Below are 21001 nucleotides of genomic sequence, written 5' to 3' on the forward strand. Positions count from 1 at the left end.
AGGCTGTCTCCCGCCCGGGCGGGAGACAGCCTCCGGTCGCGTACGGGTGCCTCAGAGGAACGAGTTGATCTCGATCGTCTCGTCGCGGCCCGGGCCCACGCCGATGGCGGAGATCGGGGCGCCGGACATCTCCTCCAGGGCCTTGACGTAGGCCTGGGCGTTCTTCGGCAGGTCGGAGAAGGACTTCGCCTTGCTGATGTCCTCGCTCCAGCCCGGCAGCATCTCGTAGACCGGCTTCGCGTGGTGGAAGTCGGACTGCGAGTACGGCAGCTCCTCGACGCGCTTGCCGTCGATCTCGTACGCCACGCAGACCGGGATCTGCTCCCAGCCGGTGAGGACGTCGAGCTTGGTGAGGAAGAAGTCGGTGAGGCCGTTGACGCGGGTGGCGTAGCGGGCGATCACCGCGTCGAACCAGCCGCAGCGGCGGTCACGGCCGGTGGTGACACCGCGCTCGCCGCCGATGCGGCGCAGCGCCTCGCCGTCCTCGTCGAACAGCTCGGTGGGGAACGGGCCGGCGCCGACGCGGGTCGTGTACGCCTTCAGGATGCCGATGACCCGGCTGATCTTCGTCGGGCCCACGCCCGCGCCCGTGCAGGCGCCGCCCGCGGTCGGGTTCGACGAGGTGACGAAGGGGTACGTGCCGTGGTCGATGTCGAGCAGGGTGCCCTGGCCGCCCTCGAAGAGGACCACCTTGTCCTGCTCCAGCGCCTGGTTCAGCACCAGCACCGTGTCGGCGACGTACGGGGCGAGCTTGTCCGCGTAGCCCAGCAGCTCCTCGACCACCTGCTCCACGGCGATCGCGCGCCGGTTGTAGAACTTGGTGAGCATCTGGTTCTTCACGTCGAGGGCCGCTTCGACCTTCTGGGTGAGGATCGACTCGTCGTACAGGTCCTGGACCCGGATGCCGACGCGGTTGATCTTGTCGGCGTAGGTCGGGCCGATGCCCCGGCCCGTGGTGCCGATCTTGCGCTTGCCGAGGAAGCGCTCGCTCACCTTGTCCACCGTCACGTTGTACGACGTGATGATGTGCGCGTTTCCGCTGATCAGGAGCTTGGACGTGTCGACGCCTCGCTCGTTCAGACCGCTCAGCTCGGAGAGCAGGACCGACGGGTCGACGACGACTCCGTTGCCGATGACCGGCGTGCAGCCGGGAGACAGGATTCCGGAAGGGAGCAGGTGGAGGGCGTACTTCTGATCACCCACGACTACCGTGTGGCCGGCGTTGTTGCCGCCCTGGTAGCGCACCACATAGTCGACGGAACCACCGAGCAGGTCCGTCGCCTTTCCCTTGCCTTCGTCACCCCACTGAGCACCGAGCAGCACAAGTGCGGGCACGCGCGTACACCCCTTCCGGGCGGGGCATGTCCAAGGTCAGGGGCGCGCGCGGAGGATCACCGTCGCGTGCACCGCGACCACCGTTGGCCGCCAACCGTCGGACCGGATGCCCCGGAATAGACGAAGCCCCTGGCGCAATAGCGCAAGGGGCTCTTGCACAAAGATGCTACCCGAGGAAGCGAGGCATGGCCGAGGTGGCGACTTCCAGGACCTTTTCCGCGACGTCCGATCAGCTCCTGGTGGTCGTCGATCCGGTCGCCCGGCGGGCGGACGGCGAATCCGTCCGGATCGCGAAGGACGTGCTCAGCGCGGGTGCGGCGGGCGCCAAGGTGTGCCTGCCGGACGGGCCGGAGGAGTTCGCCCGGGCGCTGGCGCGGCGCGGGTCGCGGCGGCCGGTGGTGGTCGGCGACGACCGGGCCCTGGTGCGGGCGGTGACGCTGCTGCACCGGCGGCGGGAGCTGGCCGACTGCGCGCTGTCCCTGGTGCCGGTGGGGGGCGCGCTGTCCCTCGCCCGGTCGCTGGGGGTGCCCATGGGGGCGGTGGCGGCGGCGCGGGCCGTGCTGGACGGGACCGAGCGGCGGATGGACCTGCTGGTGGACGACAGCGACGGGGTGGTGCTCGGCGCGCTGCGGATCCCGCCGGCCGGGGGCGTCACCCGGGCGCGGGAGGGGGCCGAGGGGGCGGGACGTCCCTGGCTGCGGACCTGCCGGTCCCTCATACACACGCTGGCGCCCGCCCGGCCGTCCAGGGCCGTCTCCGACCCCGAGGCGGGACCGGCGCAATTGCGGGTGGAGGTCGACGGGGCGACGCTCGTCGACCTGCACCAGCCGGTGGAGTCCGTCTCGGTCGCCCCCGACGCCTCCGGAACGGCCCGGGTGGAGGTGCGCCCGGCGGCGGAGGCGGCTCCGCTGCTCGCGCAGGCCCGCACGGTGACCGTCTCGGGCGCGCACTTCCGCTACCGGGCGGACGCGACGGTGTCGGGACCGGTGCGGACGCGGACGTGGGTGGTGCGGGAGGGGGCCTGGGGGCTGACGGTGCCGGCGCGGTAGCGCGACCACGTCTCACCCCCGCCCGAACCGCTCCTCCCGATGCGCCCGCCAGCGCTCCATCATCGCCTCGACCTCCTTCTCCACGAACTCGAAGAAGGCCAGCGTCTCCGCCAGCCGGCGGCCCGCCGGGGTGTCCGCGCCCAGACTGACGACACCGTCCCGGAGGGCGTCCTCCCAGCGCTTGAGGACGGTCTCGCGGTTGGTGAGGGCCTCGTACCACTGGTCGCCGTGGACCCGGTACCGCTCCCGGCGCGAGCCGGGCTCACGCTCGCGCGACACCATGCGCACCTGGGACAGGTAGCGCACCGCGCCGGACACCGCGGCCGGGGAGATCCTGAGCTGTTCGCCCAGCTCGGCGGAGGTCAGGACGCCGGCGTCGGAGGCCAGCAGGGCTACGAAGACACGGGCGGGCATGCGCGGGAGCCCGGCTTCCACGAGCTGCGCCGCGAAGTGCTCCACGAACCGCGAGACCACCTCCGGGTCCCGGCCCGTCCCACTCGGCTCCGCCATGATCCGATCATCTCCCCTGCTCAGACGCCATGGATCAGTCTAGTCGCAGGTTTATACGCTTCCTTAACTTCACAAATTTGTGAACAGAGCGTACGTTCCGAAGCATGACGAAGGCCATCACCGTGTCCGGTCTGCACAAGTCGTTCGGCCGGACCCACGCGCTGGACGGTCTCGACCTGAGCGTCGGGTCGGGCGAGGTCCACGGCTTCCTCGGCCCCAACGGCTCCGGGAAGTCCACCACCATCCGCGTCCTGCTCGGCCTGCTGCGCGCCGACTCCGGTGCGGCGCGGGTGCTCGGCCGGGACCCGTGGACGGACGCCGTGGAGATCCACCGCCGCATCGCCTACGTCCCCGGTGACGTGACGCTGTGGCGCAACCTCTCCGGCGGTGAGGTCATCGACCTGTACGGGAGGCTGCGCGGGGGCCTGGACCCGCGCCGCCGCGCCGAGCTGGTCGAGCGGTTCGAGCTGGACCCGACGAAGAAGGGCCGCACGTACTCCAAGGGCAACCGGCAGAAGGTCGCCCTGGTCGCCGCGTTCGCCTCCGACGTCGACCTGCTGATCCTGGACGAGCCGACGTCCGGCCTGGACCCGCTGATGGAGGAGGTCTTCCGGCGCTGTGTCGCCGAGGAGCGGGAGCGCGGGCGGACCGTGCTGCTGTCCTCCCACATCCTCAGCGAGGTGGAGGAGCTGTGCGACAGGGTCAGCATCATCCGCAGGGGGCGGACCGTGGAGAGCGGTTCGCTCGCCGAGCTGCGGCATCTGACCCGGACGAGCGTGAGCGCCGAACTCGCCGGGCCGCCCGACGGGCTCGCCGGACTGCCCGGCGTGCACGACCTCGACGTGCGGGGGCGCAGGGTGCGGCTCCAGGTGGACACCGACAAGCTCGACGCGGTGCTGCGCTCGCTGAGCGAGTCGGGCGTGCGGTCGCTGACGTCCACCCCGCCGACGCTGGAGGAACTCTTCCTGCGGCACTACCAGGACGAGGTGACCGCCCGATGAGCGCCGCGGCCCTCGCCGTACGGCCCACGCGTTCGCGCCAATTCGCCGGCACCGGGATCCTGCTGCGCTTCGCGCTGCGCCGGGACCGGGTGATGATCCCGGTGTGGGTCGCGGTGAACGCCCTCATGGTGCTCTCCATGCCGAACACGCTGGAGGGCCTGTACGGCACTCCCGCCGAACGCGCCGACCTCGTCGCCCAGATGGCCGGCAACTCCTCCCTGCGCGCCATGGTCGGCCCCGTCCTCGGCGACTCCCTCGGCGCGCTGACCGCCTGGCGGGCCGGGGTGTACGCGGGGGCGCTGGCCGCCGTGGCCGGACTGCTGGTCGTCGTACGGCACACCAGGGACGAGGAGGAGAGCGGGCGCCAGGAGCTGGTCGCGTCCGGGATGGTCGGGCGCCGGGCCTCGCTGACGGCGGCACTGCTCGCGGCGGCCGTCGCGAACGGGGTGCTGGCACTGCTGGTGACGGCGGGACTGGCCGGGCGGGGCGCGGCGGGCGCGCTCGCGTTCGGGCTCGGCATCGGGGGCGTGGGCATGGTCTTCGCGACCACGGCGGCGATCATGGCCCAGCTGACGGAGAGCGCCCGGCTCGCGCGGGGGCTGACGGCGGCGGTGCTCGGGGCGGCGTTCGTGCTGCGGGCGGCCGGCGACTCGGTGACGGACGACGGTTCGTCGCCGCTGACCTGGGCGTCACCGCTCGGCTGGCTGACGAACCTGCGGGCCTTCGCCGGTGAACGGTGGTGGGTGCTGGGCCTGTTCGCGGGGGCGGTGCTGGTCCAGGGAGCGGTGGCGTACGCGCTCGCCGGACGCCGGGACCTCGGCATGAGCTTCCTGCCGAGCCGTCCGGGGCCGGCCGCCGGGCGGCTGGGGAGTGCGGGGGCGCTGGCCTGGCGGTTGCAGCGGGGCGGGGTGCTCGGCTGGAGCACCGGGTTCCTGCTCGCCGGGCTGGTGTACGGCGGGATGGCGAAGGGGGCGGCCGAGCTGGTCGGCGACAACGAGGGCGCCCGGGAGATCTTCCGGCGGATGGGCGGGCAGTCGGGACTGACGGACGCGTTCCTCGCGGCGATGGCCGGGATGCTGGGGCTGGTGGCCGCGCTGTTCATCGTGGCGTCGGTGCTGCGGCTGCACGGCGAGGAGACCTCGGGGCGGGCCGAACCGGTCCTCGCGGGGGCCGTCGGACGGCTGCGGTGGGCGGCCGGGCACCTGGCGGTGGCGTTCGGCGGGGCCGTGGTGCTGATGCTGCTCGCGGGGGCGGGCCTCGCCCTCGGCCACGGTGAGCGGGCGGGAGCGGTCCTGGGCGCGTGCCTGGTGCAGGTCCCGGCGGTGTGGGTGGTCGGCGGGGTCGCGGTCCTGCTGTACGGGCTGCTGCCCCGGGCGGCGACGGCGGCGTGGGGCGTGGCCGGTGCGGCGCTGCTGATCGGCTGGGTCGGTCCGGCGCTGGACGTACCGCGGGCGGTACTGGACCTGTCCCCCTTCGGTCATCTGCCGAAGCTGCCGGGCGGGGGGATGGAGTGGCCCCCGGTGCTGGTCCTCACGGCTCTCGCGGCGGCTCTGGTGGCGGCGGGGCTGGCCGGGCTGCGGCGGCGGGACATGACGACGTGACCGGGGCCGTCAGTCCATGTACGGCTTGAGCTCCTCGGTGTCGAATTCGATGCCGACGGGCTCCGGAAGCACGACCCTCTTGCCCAACTGGCGCTTCTGGACGTTCCGGTAACCGACCTCTGGGTCCGGGTCGCTGTGCACGAGGACCGAGCGAAGGTCGCGGTCGATCAGCAGGTAGACGGGGATCCCGGCTTCGGCGTAGGCCTGGGGCTTCTCCACACGGTCGCGATCGTGCGTGTCCGAGTCGAAGGAGGTGACCTCCACCGTCATCAGCACACCCTCGGTGTCCGCCCAGTCCCCCTGCCCCGCGAAGTGGGCGACAGGGGCGAGCACCGCGTCCGGCCGGGCCCGGCCCTTGCGGTAGGACTCCACCTTCAGCCCCTGCACCGGGCTGAGATCGAGTTCGGGCCTGGCCCGCATGCACTGACGGACCAGCCACATGATGATCGCACCGTGATTGCCGTTGGTCACTTTCCTGAGCCCGATCCGTCCGTTGATGAACTCGAAACTGACGGTCTCGTCCTCACGCTCGGCGAACTCGGCGATCCGCTCGAACATGTCCACCGACAACCGGGATGACGCGCGTTCTGCCATAACCGTCATGGTGCCCTCCTTCGCAGGCGCTCACCAGCCTGCCGGACCGCGGACGAGCGCCCGGGCGGATCGGCGACATGATCAGCCGAACGGGTGATCACCCCACCTCCACGGCCAGCCCCTCCAGCCCTCTGATCACGAAGTTCGGCTTGCGCCTCGGCTCCGCCGCGAGCCGCAGCGTCGGCGCCTTCTCCAGCAGGGCCGTCATCGAGGCCGCCAGTTCGATGCGGGCCAGCGGGGCGCCGATGCAGTAGTGGATGCCGGCGCTGAAGGAGATGTGCGGGTTGTCGCGGCGGGTGAGGTCCAGGCGTTCCGGGTCGGCGAAGACCGCCGGGTCGTGGTTGGCGGAGCCGAAGAGCATCGCGATCTCCGCGCCCCTCGGGATCACCTGCCCGTCGATCTCGATCTCGTCGAGGACCCAGCGTTCGAAGAGCTGGAGCGGGGTGTCGTAGCGCATCAGCTCCTCGACGGCGAAGGGGACGAGGGAGTGGTCCGCGCGCAGGGCGGCGAGCTGGTCGGGGTGGCGGAACAGGGCCCACCAGCCGTTGACCGTGGAGTTCACGGTGGCCTCGTGGCCGGCGTTCAGCAGCAGGACGCAGGTGGAGATCATCTCCTGCTCGGTGAGCCGGTCGTCGTCCTCGTCGTGGGCGGCGATCAGGCCCGAGATCAGGTCGTCGCCGGGGTTCTTCCGGCGCTCGGCGATCAGGCCGCGCAGGTAGTCCGAGAACTCGACCGACGCCCGGACCGCCCTCGCCGCCGTCTCCTGCGACGGGTTCAGCTCGTACATCCCGCAGATCTCCGCCGACCAGGGGCGCAGCGGCGCCCGGTCCGCCTCCGGGACGCCCAGCATCTCGGCGATCACCGCGACCGGCAGCGGCTCGGCGACGTCCGTGAGCAGGTCGCCGCCGCCCGCCTCGACCAGCCCGGACACCAGGTCCCGCGCGAGCCGCCGGACGTACGGCCCGAGGCGCTCCACCGTGCGCGGGGTGAACGCCTTCGACACCAGGCGGCGGATGCGGGTGTGGTCCGGCGGTTCGAGGTCGAGCATGCCGTGGTCGTTGAGGGTGTGGAACGGCTCGTGCTCCGGCGGCGGGGCGGTGCGGCCGAACTCCTCGTGGGTGAAGCGGTGCCGGTACGTCCGTCCCAGGCGCCGGTCGCGCAGCAGCGCCGAGACGTCCGCGTGGTGCGCGACCAGCCACTGGTCCGTCGGCTCGAAGTACCGCACCCGGCCCTGTTCCCGCAGCTCGGCGTAGGCGGGGTACGGGTCGGCGACGAACGCGGGGTCCCACGGGTCGAACGCGGGGCGGGGATGGGCTGTCATGGGCGGACGGTAGCCCGGCGCCCCGCGCCCTGACCAGGGTCAGCCGGGGGTGACCAGCCGCGCCTCGTACGCGAACACCGCCGCCTGGGTGCGGTCCCGCAGGCCCAGTTTCACCAGGATGCGGCTGACGTGCGTCTTGATCGTGGACTCGGCGACCACCAGCCGCCCGGCGATCTCCACGTTCGACAGGCCCTGTGCGATCAGCACCAGCACCTCCGTCTCCCGCTCGGTCAGATCGCCGTACGCCGCCTGCGCGGACGGCATCAGCCGCGGGCCCCCGGACAGCTTGGAGAACTCGGTGATCAGACGTCTGGTCACCGAGGGGGCGAGCAGCGCCTCCCCCGACGCGACGATCCGCACCCCTTCGGCGAGCCGGCGGGCGGAGGCGTCCTTGAGGAGGAAGCCGGAGGCGCCCGCGCGCAGCGCCTGGTAGACGTACTCGTCGAGGTCGAAGGTGGTGAGCACCAGCACCTTCGCCGCGCCGTCGGCGGCGACGATCTCCCGCGTCGCCTCGATGCCGTTCAGCTCGGGCATGCGGATGTCCATGAGGACGACGTCGGGGGCGAGTTCGCGGACCCGCTCGACCGCCTCCCGGCCGTTGACGGCCTCGCCGACGACCTCGATGTCGGGCATCGCGCCCAGCAGCACCGAGAAACCCTCGCGCACCATCATCTGGTCGTCCGCGATCAGGACACGGATGGTCATGCGTCACCTTCGTTCACCGTGGCGACCGGCAGGAACACGGCGACCTCGTAGCCCCCGTCGTCCGTCGGTCCCGCCGTCATCTCGCCGCCCAGCATGGCGACCCGCTCGCGCATGCCGGTGAGGCCGTGGCCGGCGCCGGGCGAGGGTTTGACCAGGCTCGGGTGGGGCGCCGGACCGTTGACCACGCGCACGCCGAGTCCGCCGAGGACGTACCCGATCTCGACGCGGGCGCCCGCGCCGGGCGCGTGCCGCAGGCTGTTGCTCAGCGCCTCCTGCACGATCCGGTACGCCGACAGCTCCACCCCCTGCGGCAGCTCCCGCACCGCGCCGGTCACCACCTTCTCCACCTCGAGGCCGGCGCCCCGCACGTTGACGAGCAGGGCGTCCAGGTCGGCGAGGGTGGGCTGCGGGGCGTCCGGGGCCTCGTAGTCCTCGGCGCGGACCACGCCCAGGATGCGGCGCAGTTCGGTGAGGGCGGCCACCGCGTTCTCGCGGATGGTGGCGAAGGCGCGCTCCAGCTCCGGCGGCGGGTTCTCCACCCGGTAGGGCGCGGCCTCGGCCTGGATGGCGACCACCGACATGTGGTGGGCGACCACGTCGTGCAGCTCGCGGGCGATGGTGGTGCGCTCCTCCAGCGCCGTGCGCCGGGAACGCTCGTGCGCGGTGACCGTCTGCTGGGCGGTCACCTCCTGCTGGGCGTTACGGCGGACGTGCCAGAGACAGACCACGAGCAGGGCGAACGCGGACGTCACCATCATGGGCCCGCTGTTGGTGTAGTAGTACGACCCGCCGAAGAAGACGTCCGAGAGGAAGGCGTACGCGGCGGTCAGGACCCACATCCAGGCGGCGGTGCGGGGCCGGGTGCGCAGCGCCACGACGACCAGCACCGCCAGGTGGCAGACGAACGCGCCGGGCATCCACGGCCAGTCGTCGTCACCGCTCTTGACCAGCGCGACCACCGGGGTCACCGCCAGGGACAGCCAGAACGCGCCGACCGGCCGGACCAGCGTGGTGAGCACCGGGAGCGCGCACAGCAGACCGATCAGCAGGGCCACCACATCCCCGCCGGGCAGGCCGCTCGACAGCGCGCCGGCCAGCAGGGCGATCAGCGCCAACGCCCCCACCACCGCGTGCGGGAGGTGCTGCGCGGCCGACCGCGGCCGGGCGGGCAGCCGGCGGACGAACGGGCCGTCCGGGCGCCGGGGCGGCAGCGGGCGGTAGGCGAAGGGTTCGCGGAACAGGTCCTGGCGCAGCCCGCGCAAGGTGTTCCGGACCGCCTGGTACTCCGGGCTGCGGGTCCCGGCTCCGGCCCCGCGCGGGGCGGCCGGGGGCTGCTGGTGCGTCGTCTCGGTCACGCTCACACGGTAGGCCGACCGGGTGGTCGCGGTCGTCCCCGCTGAGAGGGGTTCCCGGGCGTCCGTCTCAGGTACTACGCGGGTCACGAGGGGACGTTCCTCAGTATCCCGAGGGGCGGACCAGCCCGGACTCGTACGCGAACACCGCCGCCTGGGTGCGGTCCCGCAGCCCCAGTTTCACCAGGATGCGGCCGACGTGCGTCTTCACGGTCTGCTCGGCCACCACCAGCCGGACCGCTATCTCCGCGTTGGACAGGCCCTGCGCGATCAGCGCGAGCACCTCCGTCTCGCGTTCGGTCAGCTCCCCCACGCGCTGTCTGAGCGGGGTGCGAGGGCGGGCGTCCAGCCGGGAGAACTCGGCGATCAGCCGGCGGGTGATCCCGGGCGCGAGCAGGGCGTCCCCGGCCGCCACCACCCGTACCGCCTCGGCGAGCTGGTCGGCGGAGGCGTCCTTCAGCAGGAAGCCGGAGGCGCCCGCGCGCAGCGCCTCGTACACGTACTCGTCGAGGTCGAAGGTGGTCAGGACGAGGACCCTGACGTCCGGGGTGGCGGCGGTGATGCGGGCGGTGGCCCCGATGCCGTCGAGTTCGGGCATGCGGATGTCCATCAGAACGACGTCCGGGGCGAGTTCGGCGACCCGCGCGACCGCGTCCGCTCCGTTCACCGCCTGGCCGACGACCTCGATGTCGGGCTGCGTGTTGAGCAGCACGGTGAAGCCCTGCCGGACCATCTGCTGGTCGTCGGCGATCAGTACGCGGATCATGCGGTGCCGTCCTGGGGAGAGGGTGCGGAAGCGTGCGGGGAGGGGGCCGGGAGGTAGGCGTCGACCTTGTAGCCCCGGCCGGACCAGGGGCCGGCCGTCAGCCGGCCGCCCAGCATGACCGCGCGTTCCCGCATGCCGAGCAGCCCGTGCCCGGCCCCGGCGGACGGCGGCGCCTCCCGGGTCGGGCCGGTGTCGACGACCTCCACCCGCAGTCCCCGCGGATCGTAGGCCAGGGCGACGTGCGCGGTCGCGCCGGGCGCGTGGCGCAGGACGTTGCTCAGCGCCTCCTGCACGATCCGGTACGCCGACAGCTCCACCCCGGGCGGCAGCGGGCGCCGCTCGCCGGTGATCTCGGTGGTCACGGTGAGTCCGGCGGCGCGGGTGTTCTCCACCAGCGAGTCGAGCCGGTCGAGGGTGGGCTGCGGGGCGTGCCGGGAGGTGTCCGGGACGTCCGCGCGCTCGCCGGGGGCGGGGTGCTCGGAGCGCAGTACGTCCAGGACGCGGCGCAGTTCGGTGAGCGCCTCGACCGCGTTCTGCCGGATGCCGGCGAGGTTCTCCTTCAGCTCGTCGGACGGGTCCCGCACCAGGTGCGGGGCGACCTGCGCCTGGATGGAGATGACCGACATGTGGTGGGCGACCACGTCGTGCAGCTCCCGCGCGATCCGGCCGCGTTCCTCCAGGAGGGTGCGGCGGGCGCGTTCCTCGGCGGTGAGGGTGGTCTGCCGGCCGAGTTCGGCACGGGCCTCGCGGCGGCCGCGCAGGGCGGTGCCGAGGACGACGGCGACGGCGAACAGGACCACGGCGGTCTGGCCGGTGGACGAGTAGTTCCACGCCCCCCAGAGACCCTGGAGCACGTAGGTGAGCAGGGCCGTCACGGCCAGCGCCTCGACGGAGACGCGGGTCGGCACGCGCAGGGCGAGCAGCAGCAGGACCAGCAGGTGGGCCACGATCCCCCAGGTGGGCCAGGGCCACGGAAATCCGTCGATCTGGCCGGCCATCAGCATGCGGCGCAGCAGGACGGCGCCCGCCAGCGTGGCGGTGAGCGACAGCCACAGCGCCGGCACCGGACGCCGCAGCGCGAGGACGATCGCTCCGCACTGTCCGACCGCGACCAGCAGGGAGTGACCGGGGCCGAGTTTCCCGTCCCCCTGGAGCTGGTTCAGGTCGCCGAGGAGGATGCCGACCGCGGCCAGGCACACGAACCCGTGCGGCACCCAGCGCAGCCACACCGACGGCGGCAACGGGTCCGCGCGGGCCGTCAGCAGGTCGTCCCGCAGCACGCCCAGCCACCGCCGGACGAGTCCCGCCCCCTTGTCCGTCACGCGGTTCAGCCTAGACATGCCGTACGTCCTCCGTCGTCGGCCGGTGGGTGCGGACCACCCGGGACCGTCCGTGCCGCCGCCCGCCCCCGCCCCGCTCCCACGACCGGAACGCGGACCGGCAGACCGCGAGGGCGAGGACGAACACCGGCAGCCACACCAGCCGGGCGGCGACCCAGCCGAGGCCGTCGGGGGCGGTGTGCAGGCCGGGGAGGCGGCCGGCGAGGAGGCCGGTGGCGGTGGTCGCCATCAGGGCCGTCTGGTGCCAGAGGAAGACCGTCATCACGGAGAGGTTGACCAGCGCCACCGCCGCCCACGCGACGGGACGCCGCATCGCCGTGCGCAGCCGGTCCCGCAGCAGCAGCGCCAGCCCGCACTGGGCGAGGCCGAAGGTGACGGCGGCCAGCGTCGGCGGGTTGAGGTTGGACACCCCGGCGCCCGGGACGCCGACCATCGACGCCGGGTAGCCGGCCCAGGCGACGAGCGCGGCCGTGGCGGCCGTACCGGAGAGCAGGAGGATCCAGCCGGACCTGCGGCGTTCCAGATCTCCGCGCGTCCAGGCCGCGCCGAGGGCGTACGGCACCAGCCAGCCGGCCGCCAGGTTCAGCCAGCCGAGCGCGTCGGGGGCGCCGAGGCCGAAGCGGAGCAGGTCGACGTGGAGGACGACGGCGAGCGGCCACAGCGGGTGGAGCCGGGCGACGAGCGGGGTCGCGGCGGTGAGGGCGGCGAAGACCAGCAGGAACCACAGCGGCGACAGGGCCAGCTTCACCAGCGTGCGGACGGTCGCGTACTCGGCGCCGGAGACCAGCAGGACGGCGGTGACGGCCGTCCACAGGAGGAGGACGGCGGCGACCGGCTTGAACAGCCGGGCCAGCCGGCCGTGCAGCCAGCGGCGGTACGGGATGCCGCGGGCGCGGGACGAGGCGTACCCGCGCGTCGCCACATGGCCGCCGACCAGGAAGAACACGGCGAGGGTCTGGAACGCCCAGGACACGGGCGCCAGCCACGGCAGGTGCTGGAGCGGGCTGGCGGCGCGCAGGGTGCTGCCGTCCGTGACGAGGGCGGTGACCAGCCAGTGGCCGAGGACGACCCCGAGGACGGCGCCGGCGCGCAGGGCGTCCACGGCACGGTCGCGGTGGTCCGGGGTGGCCGCGTCGACGCGGCCGGCGGCGTCGCGCACCGCGGCCGCGAGGCGGTTCACGAGGTCACCGCCGAGGTCTCGCCGAGGACGATCCGGGTGAGGTTGGCCAGGGAGGCGGAGCCGGGGGCGAAGTAGTCGCTGTGGCCGCCGTCGCCGGCCGCGAAGACCCGGGCGCCGAAGGCCGGGGAGACGGGGTCGGCGCCGAAGCCGACGGTGGTGCCGAGGAGGTCGGCGCTGAGGTGGGGGACGTTCCCGATCCAGTCGTCGGCGCCCCGGGCGGCCCAGATCCGGGCCCGGGTGCGCAGGGCGGCGGCGGTGTCGGCGCCGGTGCCGGGGCTGCCGAGGAGGGCGATGTCGTCGACGTCGAGTCCGTCGGCGGCCTCGGCGCAGACGACGGAGCCGTAGGAGTGGCAGAGGAGGGAGATGCGGGCGCGCGGTCCGGCGACGGCCCGCACGTCGCTCACCGCCTTCCGCAGTCCGGGGGCGGCGTCCTCCGCCCGGTCGGTGGTGGCGACGGTGGTGCTGACGGTGCCGGGGGTCGCGTAGCCGAGCCAGGCCACGACCGCGGCACGCCCGCCGAGCCGCTCGTGCAGCGCGAGGGCGGTGGCGCGGAACCGGCCGTAGGTGTCGATGCCGGTGTCGGAACCGGGGACGAGGACGGCGACGCGGTCGGCGTGCGCGAGGTCCCCGAGCACCTCGGTGACCAGCCCGGGCCCGCGCCCGTCGAAGTACAGCAACCGCCGCCCGGCGAGAGCCCGGTCGGCGGCGGCCCGCCCCCGGTCCCCGTACGCGTCGGCCATCCGGGCCGCCTCCAGGGCGTTGGCCCGGTGGGCGGCGTAGACCGCGTCGAGGGTCGCCGCGGAAGGCGCCGCGAGCACGGCGGGCCCGGGCGCGGGCACCCGCGCCCGGGCCGCCCCGGCGAGCGGCACGACCACCGCACAGGCCACGAGCGACGCGAGCACGCCACGCCACCACCGCGCCCCGCGACCGCTCCCGCGGGCGGTCGTGCCTCCCCCAGTGCCTTGAAGGCCTGGGAGGCACCCCCAGGGCGAGGGGGGTCCCCCCGCCCGTGCGAAGCCGAGAGCGGGGGAGGGCGGGCGCGACGGCGCCCCGCAGGCGTCGGGCCGCGCGAACCCGCCCCCGGCCCCCGCCCTCGCCGGCTCCCCCTCGCGCTCGCGCACCATGCTGGTCGTACCTCCCCATCCGCCCGGCCATCGGGCTTACCGAGAAGGGAAGTTACGGAGTGCGACGAGTAATCCGCGTCCCACCGGGGGACTCACCTGCGGGGTAGCTCTCAGGTACTACGGGTATGACCGAACAACACTCGCAAGGGGGTTGCTCACCAGGCGAGTTGAGCGATCTCCTCCGCCACCACCGCACACGCGTCCGCCCCCGGATCGACCAGCGGGAAGTGCCCGACGTCCTCCAGCAGCGTCACCCCCACCACCTCCCCCGCCTTCGCCGCCGCCTCCGCGTACGACTCGGCGACCGCCTGCGGAACCACGACGTCGGTACGCCCCTGCACCAGGGTGGTGGCGATCCCGGTGGGCAGCAGCAGCCCGGGGTCGGCATACGGCCGACGCTCGGCGAAGTGGTCGTCACCGCCCAGCAGTTGCCGCACCGCACCCCCGCACACCGCCAGCTTGTCGGCGACCTCGAGGTCCGCGACCGGCGCGAGGGCGACCACCCCGCGCAGCGGCGCGGGCCCGTCCGTGCGCCAGGGAGAGCCCGCCGGCAGGACGTGCCGCGCGGCGGCCCACAGCGCCAGGTGCCCGCCCGCCGAGTGCCCGGTGAGCACGATCCGCCGCGGGTCGGCCCGCGGCACGCACTCCCGCACCAGCCCCGGCAGCGCGTCCACCGCGGCGGCGACGTCGTCGAAGGTGTCGGGCCACCGCCCCGCGACCGGAACGCCACCGCCCGGCTCCCCCGCCCCGCGCCGGTACTCGACGCTGGCCACGGCGAAGCCCCGCCCGGCCAGGAAGGCCGCGAACGGGCTGACGTGCCGCCGGTCGTACGCCGTGCGCCAGGCGCCGCCGTGCAGCACGACCACCACCGGCGCGGGCCCGCCCTCCCCGCGCGGCGCGTAGAAGTCGATCAGCTGGTCCGGGTCGTCGCCGTAGGCCGCCGTGGCGTCGGGCTCCACGGGCGGACGGGAGAGGGCCGACTCCTCCTCGGCGGCGGACCGGGCGGCTGCGGCGTCGTCCGTCATTGCTCCAACCTCTCAGCTACAGAACGCGGGTGACGGACCGGTGGGAACGCGGCCGTTCGGCCGGGACGGTACCAGCACGCCCACGTGCCCCGACATGGGGATGTCACGCTCGGTCAGCGGGCCCGGGGGCGGCCCCGTACGACGTCGCCGCCCCCGGCCCCGCCTACGCCAGCTCCTCCGCCAGCACCCGCGCCGCCCGCTCCACGTCCGCGAAGCCGACGTACAGCGGGGTGAAGCCGAAGCGCAGCACGTCCGGCCGGCGGAAGTCGCCGACCACCCCCCGCTCGATGAGCCGCTCCATCACGTCACCGGCGTCCGGACAGCGCAACGCGACCTGGCTGCCCCGCTCCCCGTGCGCACGCGGCGTCACGCACTCCACCCGGCCCTCGGGCACGTACTCCTCGACGCACTCCAGGAAGAAGTCCGTCAGCGCGAGGGACTTGGCCCGCACCGCGTCGATCGTCACCCCGTCCCAGACCTCGAGGGCCGCCTCCAGGGCGAGCATGGAGAGGATGTCCGGGGTGCCGACCCGCCCGCGCACCGCGCCCGCCGCCGGTTCGTACTCCGCCCGCATGCCGAAGGGCTCCGCGTGGGAGTTCCAGCCGGGCAGCGGCGAGTCGAAGCGGTCCTGCAGATCCGCGCGCACGTACAGGAACGCCGGCGCACCGGGGCCGCCGTTGAGGTACTTGTAGGTGCAGCCGACCGCCAGGTCCACGCCGTGCTCGTCCAGGCCCACCGGCAGCGCGCCCGCGCTGTGGCACAGGTCCCACACGACGTACGCCCCCGCCGCGTGCACGGCGGCCGTCAGCGACGGCAGGTCGTGCAGCCGGCCGGTGCGGTAGTCGACGTGGTTGAGCAGCACGGCGGCGGTACGGTCCCCGAGCGCGTCCGTGACCTCGGACGGGGGCACCGGACGCAGCGTGCAGCCGGTCATCCGGGCCGCCGACCCGGCGAGGTAGCCGTCCGTGGGGAAGGTGGTCGCGTCGACCACGATCTCGTCCCGCCCAAGGCCCCCGCCGTCCGCCTGCCGTGCCAGCCGTACCGCGCCCACCAGCGCCTTGAAGACGTTGACGCTCGTCGAGTCGCCGACCACGACCTGCCCGGCCGCCGCGCCGACCAGCGGCGCGATCCGGTCGCCGATCCGTTCCGGCGCCGTCCACCAGCCGCCCTCGGTCCAGGACCGGATGCGCAGCTCGCCCCACTGCCGGCGCACCACGTCCTCGACCCGGCCGGGGACGGCGGCGGGCAGCGCGCCCAGCGAGTTGCCGTCGAGGTAGACGACGTCGTCCAGGACGAACTCGGCCCGCTTGGCGGCCAGTTCGTCGGCGGCGTCCAGCTTCTCCGCCTTCCTCGTGAGTTCAGACATGCGACCGCGCCGTCCACAGCTCGGGGAACACGCTCTTCTGCGCCCGCTTCTCCAGCCAGGCCACCCCGGCGGAGCCGCCCGTGCCGGTCTTGGCGCCCATCGCGCGGCGGGTGGCGACCAGGTGGTCGTTGCGCCAGCGCCACACCAGCTCGGCGACATCGGTCAGCGCCTCGCCGAGCCGGGCCACCTCGTCCCGCTCGTCACCCGAGTAGACGGCCGTCCAGACCGCCTCCACCTCGGCCGACGGCTCGTACCGCCGGGTCACGTCGCGCCGCAGCACGTCCTCGGGGACCGCGTGCCCGCGCCGGGCCAGCAGCCGCAGCACCTCGTCGTACAGGCTCGGCTCGTGCAGCGCCTTCTCCAGCTCGGCGTGCACGCGCGGCGCGCCCCGGTGCGGGACCAGCATGGACGCGGACTTGTCGCCGAGCAGGAACTCCAGGCGCCGGTACATCGCCGACTGGAAGCCGGAGCCCTCGCCGAGGGCGCCGCGGTAGGAGTTGAACTGCGCCGGGGTGAGCCCGCCCAGCGGCTTCCAGGAGGCGTTCAGCGCCTCCAGCTCCCGCACGGACCGCTTCAGCGCGTCGACCGCGGTCGGGACGTCGTCCTCGCGCAGCGCCTTCGCCGCGGTCTCCCACTCGTGGACGACGACGGTGAACCACAGCTCCATGACCTGGGTGGTGACCAGGAAGACCATCTCCCCGGGGTCGTCGGAGAGGAGGTGCTGCAGGTGGGTGAGGACGTCGGCCTTGACGTAGTCCTCGTAGGGGGTGGTCCCCCGGAAGTCGAGATGCGGGGTCTCGGGCTCGTGAGCCTCGTGGGACATCGCTGTCTCCTGTACGTGTACTCCGGGTAGCGGTCCGCCCCTGCCGTTACCGGCACGGGGGCCCCGGTCCCCACGGTGCATCCTGCGCAATCGTCCCCCACGACCGCAAGGCCCGCCCGCCGGCGGGCGGGCCCCGAGGACGTCACGGGTCAGCCGAGGACCTGGGCCGCCGTCGGCGAGGAGTCCTTCAGGAACTGCGCGCAGCGCTCGTACTCCTCCTGCTCGCCGATCGCCTGCGCGGCGCGGGCGAGGGCGTGCAGGGCGCGCAGGAAGCCGCGGTTCGGCTCGTGCTCCCACGGCACCGGGCCGTGGCCCTTCCAGCCGTTGCGGCGCAGCGCGTCCAGTCCGCGGTGGTAGCCCGTACGGGCGTACGCGTACGACTCCACGACGCTGCCCCGCTCGAAGGCCTCGTCGGCCAGCCGGGCCCAGGCCAGCGAGGAGGTGGGGTACTTCGCGGCGGCGTCGGCGGGCGTGCCGCCCGACGCGAGCAGCTCGCGCGGGCCCGGGTCGTCGGGAAGGTGGGTCGGGGGCGGGCCCCCCAGGAGGTTCTCGTGAATCGACATGGGTCCAGTCTCGTACATCAGCGGGCCCCGCTCCCGCGCTCCTCCCCCGGTTCCGGTTCCGTCTCCGGCTCCAGCGGGGGCACCGCCACGCTGCCGTGGGTGTGGCACTCGGGGTGCCGGCAGTCCGGCGCCGGGCGGCGGACGGTCGCGAAGGCGAGGGCGGAGCCCAGCACCAGGACGCCCGCGCACAGGACCATCGCCCGCCGGAACGCGTCGTCGAAGGCGCCGGGGAGCCGGTACGCCTCCGGGCCCATCCCGGCGAGCAGCGGCAGCGCCGCCACCGCCACCAGGCCGGCCGCGCGGGCGGCGGCGTTGTTGACGCCGCTGGCCAGGCCCGCCCGCGCGGTGTCCACGGAGGCGAGGACGGTCGCGGTGAGCGGAGCCACCAGGGTGACCATGCCGAAGCCGAGCACCAGCAGCGCGGGCAGCACCTCGGTGGCGTACGAGGCGTCCGGGCCGACGCGCAGCATCAGCAGCATCCCGGCGGCGCACAGCAGCGGTCCGACGGTGAGCGGGACGCGCGGGCCGATCCGGTCGCCCAGCTCACCCGACCGGGCGGAGAGCAGCAGCATCAGGGCGGTCGTGGGCAGCAGGGCCGTACCGGCGGCGAGCGCGGAGTACCCGACGACGACCTGGAGCTGGAGCGCGGCGAGGAAGAAGAACCCGCCGAACGCCGCGTACACGCACAGCGTGACCACGTTGACCGCCGAGAACTGGCGGGAGGCGAAGATGTCGAGCGGCATCATCGGGTGCGGGCGGCGCTTCTCGACGAGGACGAAGGCGACCGCGACGGCCGGTCCCGCGACGGCGCAGACCACGACGAGCGGGGACCCCGCGTCGGCCTCGATCAGCGCGTACGTCACCAGCGCGAGGGCGAGCGCGCCGAGCGCGGCGCCGAGGACGTCGAACCGGTCCCCGGCCCCGCCGCCCGCCGACTCCGGGACGTGGCGGACGGCGACGGGGGCGCAGAGGAGGGCGAGGGGCACGTTGAGCAGGAACACCCAGCGCCAGCCGGGGCCGTCCACCAGCCAGCCGCCGACGAACGGGCCGACGGCCGCGCCGATGCCGCCGAAGCCGGACCACAGGCCGACCGCGCGGCCCCGGTCGTCGGGGTGGAAGGACGCCTGGATGAGGGCGAGCGAGCCGGGGGTGAGCAGCGCCCCGCCGACGCCCTGGAGGGCGCGGGCGGCGACGAGGACGCCGGGGGTCGGGGCGAGGCCGCACAGCAGGGAGGCCCCGGCGAACCACAGCACGCCCACGACGAACACCTTGCGCCGCCCGAACCGGTCGCCCAGCGCCCCGCCGAGCAGGATCAGCCCGGCCAGCGTGACCATGTAGGCGTTGACGGTCCACTGCAGTGCGGCGAGGTCGGCGTCGAAGTCGCGGCCGATGCGCGGGAGGGCGACGTTGACCACGGTGGAGTCGAGCAGGACCATGCTGGAACCGAGGACCGTGGTGAGCAGGATCCACTTGCCCTGCGGGGAGGACAGCCGGACGTCGGGCATGCGGCGAGCATACGGAAGAGCCCGGCACCGCGGCCGGTGCCGGGCTCGACGCGTCGTGCTACTTCAGGCGGGTGCCGGTGGAGCGCAGGTTCCGGCAGGCCTCCACGACGCGGGCCGACATGGACGCCTCGGCCAGCTTGCCCCAGGTGCGCGGGTCGTAGGTCTTCTTGTCGCCGACCTCGCCGTCGACCTTCAGGACGCCGTCGTAGTTGCGGAGCATGTGGTCGGCGACCGGACGCGTGAACGCGTACTGGGTGTCGGTGTCGATGTTCATCTTCACGACGCCGTTCTCCAGCGCGGTGAGGATCTCCTCCGGGGTGGAGCCGGAGCCGCCGTGGAAGACGAAGTCGAACGGCTGGGAGCCGGCCGGCTTGCCGTACTTGGCGGCGACGCCCTCGTTGAGCTCCTTCAGCAGCTCGGGACGGAGGACGACGTTGCCCGGCTTGTACACGCCGTGCACGTTGCCGAAGGACGCGGCCAGCAGGTAGCGGCCCTTGTCGCCGAGGCCGAGGGCCTCCGCGGTGCGGATCGCGTCGTCGACCGTGGTGTAGAGGGAGTCGTTGATCTCGTGCGTGACGCCGTCCTCCTCACCGCCGGTCGGGGTGATCTCGACCTCCAGGATGATCTTCGCGGCGCGGGCGCGCTCGAGGAGCTCCTGGGCGATGGAGAGGTTGTCGGCGAGGGTCTCCGCGGAGCCGTCCCACATGTGGGACTGGAACAGCGGGTTGCGGCCGGCCTTGACGCGCTCCTCGGACACCGCGAGCAGCGGACGGACGTACCCGTCGAGCTTGTCCTTCGGGCAGTGGTCCGTGTGCAGGGCGATGTTGACGTCGTACTTCTCGGCGACGATGTGCGCGAACTCGGCGAGCGCGACCGCGCCGGTCACCATCTCCTTCTTGTGCTGGCCGCCCAGGAACTCGGCGCCGCCCGTGGAGATCTGGACGATGCCGTCGCTCTCCGCCTCGGCGAAGCCGCGCAGTGCCGCGTGCAGGGTCTGGGACGAGGTGACGTTGATGGCCGGGTAGGCGAACTTCTCCGCCTTCGCCCGGTCGAGCATCTCGTTGTAGACCTCGGGAGTTGCGATGGGCATCTGTCCGCTCCTTATGCGTGCGGTGTGGCGTACTGCGTACGGTCGGCCCTGACCTGGAACCTTGGATGCGACGTCATTGTCGGGGCCATCTTCCCAGACTTGCCCGTCCGGTCGACGGCGCAGGTCAAGTCGTTATGCGGGAGATGCGAGGGATGCGGGGGAGCCGGGAGGCCGGGGCGCCCGGGGCGCCCGGTGGCCTCAGTCGAGGCCGAGCTCGTCCTTGGAGTAGGCGAACAGGTACGGCACCCCGGCGCCCTCCCGGATCTTCTCGGCGGCGCCGGTCGCCCGGTCGACGATGGTCGCGACGGCCACGACCTGGGCGCCGGCCTCGCGCACGGCCTCGACGGCGGCGAGCGGGGAGCCGCCGGTGGTGGAGGTGTCCTCGACGACGAGCACGCGGCGGCCCTTGATCTCCGGGCCCTCGACGCGGCGCTGGAGCCCGTGCGCCTTGGCGGCCTTGCGCACGACGAAGGCGTCCAGCTTCCGGCCCCGCGCGGCGGCGGCGTGCAGCATGCTCGCCGCCACCGGGTCGGCGCCCATGGTCAGCCCGCCCACCGCGTCGAACTCCAGCTCCGCGGTCAGGTCCAGCAGCACCTGCCCGACCAGCGGGGCGGCCTCGCCGTCGAGGGTGATGCGGCGCAGGTCGACGTAGTAGTCGGCCTCCAGACCGGAGGAGAGGGTCACCTTGCCGTGCACCACGGCCTTGTCCTTGATCTGCTGCAGCAGCGCGCCGCGTGTCTCCGTCATGGCA

At 73.7% G+C, this 21001-nt stretch carries 20 protein-coding genes; 3 read left to right on the forward strand and 17 right to left on the reverse strand.

Annotated elements, in window-relative coordinates:
- Nucleotides 1-51: 51 nt before the first annotated feature.
- Nucleotides 52-1335, reverse strand: a complete 1284-nt coding sequence (locus ADK41_RS08915; RefSeq protein WP_030827782.1) for an adenylosuccinate synthase — start codon at nucleotides 1333-1335, stop codon at nucleotides 52-54.
- Nucleotides 1336-1520: 185 nt separating this feature from the next.
- Between ADK41_RS08915 and ADK41_RS08920 the strand changes: the two genes are divergently transcribed.
- A complete protein-coding gene (locus ADK41_RS08920; protein WP_030827779.1) occupies nucleotides 1521-2384 on the forward strand; it encodes a diacylglycerol kinase family protein in 864 nt (287 codons plus the stop codon).
- A 12-nt stretch (nucleotides 2385-2396) separates the two neighbouring features.
- Here ADK41_RS08920 and ADK41_RS08925 read toward each other — a convergent pair whose 3' ends face one another.
- The gene (locus tag ADK41_RS08925; RefSeq protein ID WP_030827776.1) at nucleotides 2397-2894 is read right to left on the reverse strand and encodes a GbsR/MarR family transcriptional regulator; all 498 of its coding nucleotides are present in this window, start codon (nucleotides 2892-2894) and stop codon (nucleotides 2397-2399) included.
- 104 nt (nucleotides 2895-2998) lie between these two features.
- On the opposite strand from ADK41_RS08925, the gene ADK41_RS08930 reads away from it, so the two are divergent.
- Nucleotides 2999-3895, forward strand: a complete 897-nt coding sequence (locus ADK41_RS08930; RefSeq protein ID WP_030827773.1) for an ABC transporter ATP-binding protein — start codon at nucleotides 2999-3001, stop codon at nucleotides 3893-3895.
- On the forward strand, nucleotides 3892-5496 hold the full coding sequence (locus ADK41_RS08935; protein ID WP_030827771.1) for an ABC transporter permease: 1605 nt from the start codon (nucleotides 3892-3894) through the stop codon (nucleotides 5494-5496). The genes ADK41_RS08930 and ADK41_RS08935 overlap by 4 nt, the downstream gene beginning before the upstream one ends.
- Before the next feature lie 9 nt (nucleotides 5497-5505).
- Here ADK41_RS08935 and ADK41_RS08940 read toward each other — a convergent pair whose 3' ends face one another.
- From ADK41_RS08940 to pyrE, 15 genes are all read right to left on the reverse strand, one after another.
- Entirely contained in the window at nucleotides 5506-6099 is a 594-nt protein-coding gene (locus ADK41_RS08940; RefSeq protein ID WP_030827769.1) for a Uma2 family endonuclease, read from the reverse strand.
- Nucleotides 6100-6187: 88 nt separating this feature from the next.
- Entirely contained in the window at nucleotides 6188-7411 is a 1224-nt protein-coding gene (locus ADK41_RS08945; protein ID WP_030827767.1) for a cytochrome P450, read from the reverse strand.
- Nucleotides 7412-7450: 39 nt separating this feature from the next.
- Nucleotides 7451-8116: a response regulator gene (locus tag ADK41_RS08950; RefSeq protein ID WP_030827765.1), complete on the reverse strand. Its 666-nt coding sequence runs from the start codon at nucleotides 8114-8116 to the stop codon at nucleotides 7451-7453.
- Nucleotides 8113-9471: a sensor histidine kinase gene (locus ADK41_RS08955; RefSeq protein ID WP_234318825.1), complete on the reverse strand. Its 1359-nt coding sequence runs from the start codon at nucleotides 9469-9471 to the stop codon at nucleotides 8113-8115. Before ADK41_RS08955 ends, ADK41_RS08950 begins: the two co-directional genes overlap by 4 nt.
- A gap of 100 nt (nucleotides 9472-9571) precedes the next feature.
- Nucleotides 9572-10234 carry a response regulator gene (locus ADK41_RS08960; protein WP_030827761.1) on the reverse strand — a complete coding sequence of 221 codons (663 nt, stop codon included), beginning with the start codon at nucleotides 10232-10234 and terminating at the stop codon, nucleotides 9572-9574.
- A complete protein-coding gene (locus ADK41_RS08965; protein WP_030827759.1) occupies nucleotides 10231-11574 on the reverse strand; it encodes a sensor histidine kinase in 1344 nt (447 codons plus the stop codon). The genes ADK41_RS08960 and ADK41_RS08965 overlap by 4 nt, the downstream gene beginning before the upstream one ends.
- Entirely contained in the window at nucleotides 11567-12754 is a 1188-nt protein-coding gene (locus tag ADK41_RS08970) for an acyltransferase family protein (RefSeq protein WP_030827757.1), read from the reverse strand. Before ADK41_RS08970 ends, ADK41_RS08965 begins: the two co-directional genes overlap by 8 nt.
- Nucleotides 12751-13656 carry an alpha/beta hydrolase gene (locus ADK41_RS08975; RefSeq protein WP_037804398.1) on the reverse strand — a complete coding sequence of 302 codons (906 nt, stop codon included), beginning with the start codon at nucleotides 13654-13656 and terminating at the stop codon, nucleotides 12751-12753. Before ADK41_RS08975 ends, ADK41_RS08970 begins: the two co-directional genes overlap by 4 nt.
- Before the next feature lie 377 nt (nucleotides 13657-14033).
- Nucleotides 14034-14903 carry an alpha/beta hydrolase gene (locus ADK41_RS08980; RefSeq protein WP_030827754.1) on the reverse strand — a complete coding sequence of 290 codons (870 nt, stop codon included), beginning with the start codon at nucleotides 14901-14903 and terminating at the stop codon, nucleotides 14034-14036.
- Between the two features lie 163 nt (nucleotides 14904-15066).
- Nucleotides 15067-16269: a kynureninase gene (gene kynU / locus ADK41_RS08985; RefSeq protein ID WP_030827751.1), complete on the reverse strand. Its 1203-nt coding sequence runs from the start codon at nucleotides 16267-16269 to the stop codon at nucleotides 15067-15069.
- Nucleotides 16262-17092: a tryptophan 2,3-dioxygenase family protein gene (locus ADK41_RS08990; RefSeq protein WP_030827749.1), complete on the reverse strand. Its 831-nt coding sequence runs from the start codon at nucleotides 17090-17092 to the stop codon at nucleotides 16262-16264. Before ADK41_RS08990 ends, kynU begins: the two co-directional genes overlap by 8 nt.
- A gap of 149 nt (nucleotides 17093-17241) precedes the next feature.
- Nucleotides 17242-17655 carry a DUF3151 domain-containing protein gene (locus tag ADK41_RS08995; RefSeq protein ID WP_030827748.1) on the reverse strand — a complete coding sequence of 138 codons (414 nt, stop codon included), beginning with the start codon at nucleotides 17653-17655 and terminating at the stop codon, nucleotides 17242-17244.
- A gap of 17 nt (nucleotides 17656-17672) precedes the next feature.
- Entirely contained in the window at nucleotides 17673-19160 is a 1488-nt protein-coding gene (locus ADK41_RS09000) for an MFS transporter (RefSeq protein ID WP_030827745.1), read from the reverse strand.
- 58 nt (nucleotides 19161-19218) lie between these two features.
- On the reverse strand, nucleotides 19219-20250 hold the full coding sequence (gene fbaA, locus ADK41_RS09005) for a class II fructose-bisphosphate aldolase (protein ID WP_030827742.1): 1032 nt from the start codon (nucleotides 20248-20250) through the stop codon (nucleotides 19219-19221).
- A gap of 198 nt (nucleotides 20251-20448) precedes the next feature.
- Nucleotides 20449-20997, reverse strand: coding sequence for an orotate phosphoribosyltransferase (pyrE, locus tag ADK41_RS09010; protein ID WP_030827739.1), 549 nt, complete (start codon nucleotides 20995-20997; stop codon nucleotides 20449-20451).
- Nucleotides 20998-21001 lie beyond the last annotated feature (4 nt).

This window comes from Streptomyces caelestis, assembly GCF_001279005.1.
GTDB classification, from domain to species: Bacteria; Actinomycetota; Actinomycetes; order Streptomycetales; family Streptomycetaceae; genus Streptomyces; species Streptomyces heliomycini.

Coding starts and splice junctions, on each gene's coding strand:
- ADK41_RS08920 (WP_030827779.1), top strand. CDS start 1,521: ATGGCCGAGGTGGCGACTTCCAGGACCTTTTCCGCGACGTCCGATCAG.
- ADK41_RS08925 (WP_030827776.1), bottom strand. CDS start 2,894: ATGGCGGAGCCGAGTGGGACGGGCCGGGACCCGGAGGTGGTCTCGCGG.
- ADK41_RS08930 (WP_030827773.1), top strand. CDS start 2,999: ATGACGAAGGCCATCACCGTGTCCGGTCTGCACAAGTCGTTCGGCCGG.
- ADK41_RS08935 (WP_030827771.1), top strand. CDS start 3,892: ATGAGCGCCGCGGCCCTCGCCGTACGGCCCACGCGTTCGCGCCAATTC.
- ADK41_RS08940 (WP_030827769.1), bottom strand. CDS start 6,099: ATGACGGTTATGGCAGAACGCGCGTCATCCCGGTTGTCGGTGGACATG.
- ADK41_RS08945 (WP_030827767.1), bottom strand. CDS start 7,411: ATGACAGCCCATCCCCGCCCCGCGTTCGACCCGTGGGACCCCGCGTTC.
- ADK41_RS08950 (WP_030827765.1), bottom strand. CDS start 8,116: ATGACCATCCGTGTCCTGATCGCGGACGACCAGATGATGGTGCGCGAG.
- ADK41_RS08960 (WP_030827761.1), bottom strand. CDS start 10,234: ATGATCCGCGTACTGATCGCCGACGACCAGCAGATGGTCCGGCAGGGC.
- ADK41_RS08965 (WP_030827759.1), bottom strand. CDS start 11,574: ATGTCTAGGCTGAACCGCGTGACGGACAAGGGGGCGGGACTCGTCCGG.
- ADK41_RS08980 (WP_030827754.1), bottom strand. CDS start 14,903: ATGACGGACGACGCCGCAGCCGCCCGGTCCGCCGCCGAGGAGGAGTCG.
- kynU (WP_030827751.1), bottom strand. CDS start 16,269: ATGTCTGAACTCACGAGGAAGGCGGAGAAGCTGGACGCCGCCGACGAA.
- ADK41_RS08990 (WP_030827749.1), bottom strand. CDS start 17,092: ATGTCCCACGAGGCTCACGAGCCCGAGACCCCGCATCTCGACTTCCGG.
- ADK41_RS08995 (WP_030827748.1), bottom strand. CDS start 17,655: ATGTCGATTCACGAGAACCTCCTGGGGGGCCCGCCCCCGACCCACCTT.
- ADK41_RS09000 (WP_030827745.1), bottom strand. CDS start 19,160: ATGCCCGACGTCCGGCTGTCCTCCCCGCAGGGCAAGTGGATCCTGCTC.
- fbaA (WP_030827742.1), bottom strand. CDS start 20,250: ATGCCCATCGCAACTCCCGAGGTCTACAACGAGATGCTCGACCGGGCG.
- pyrE (WP_030827739.1), bottom strand. CDS start 20,997: ATGACGGAGACACGCGGCGCGCTGCTGCAGCAGATCAAGGACAAGGCC.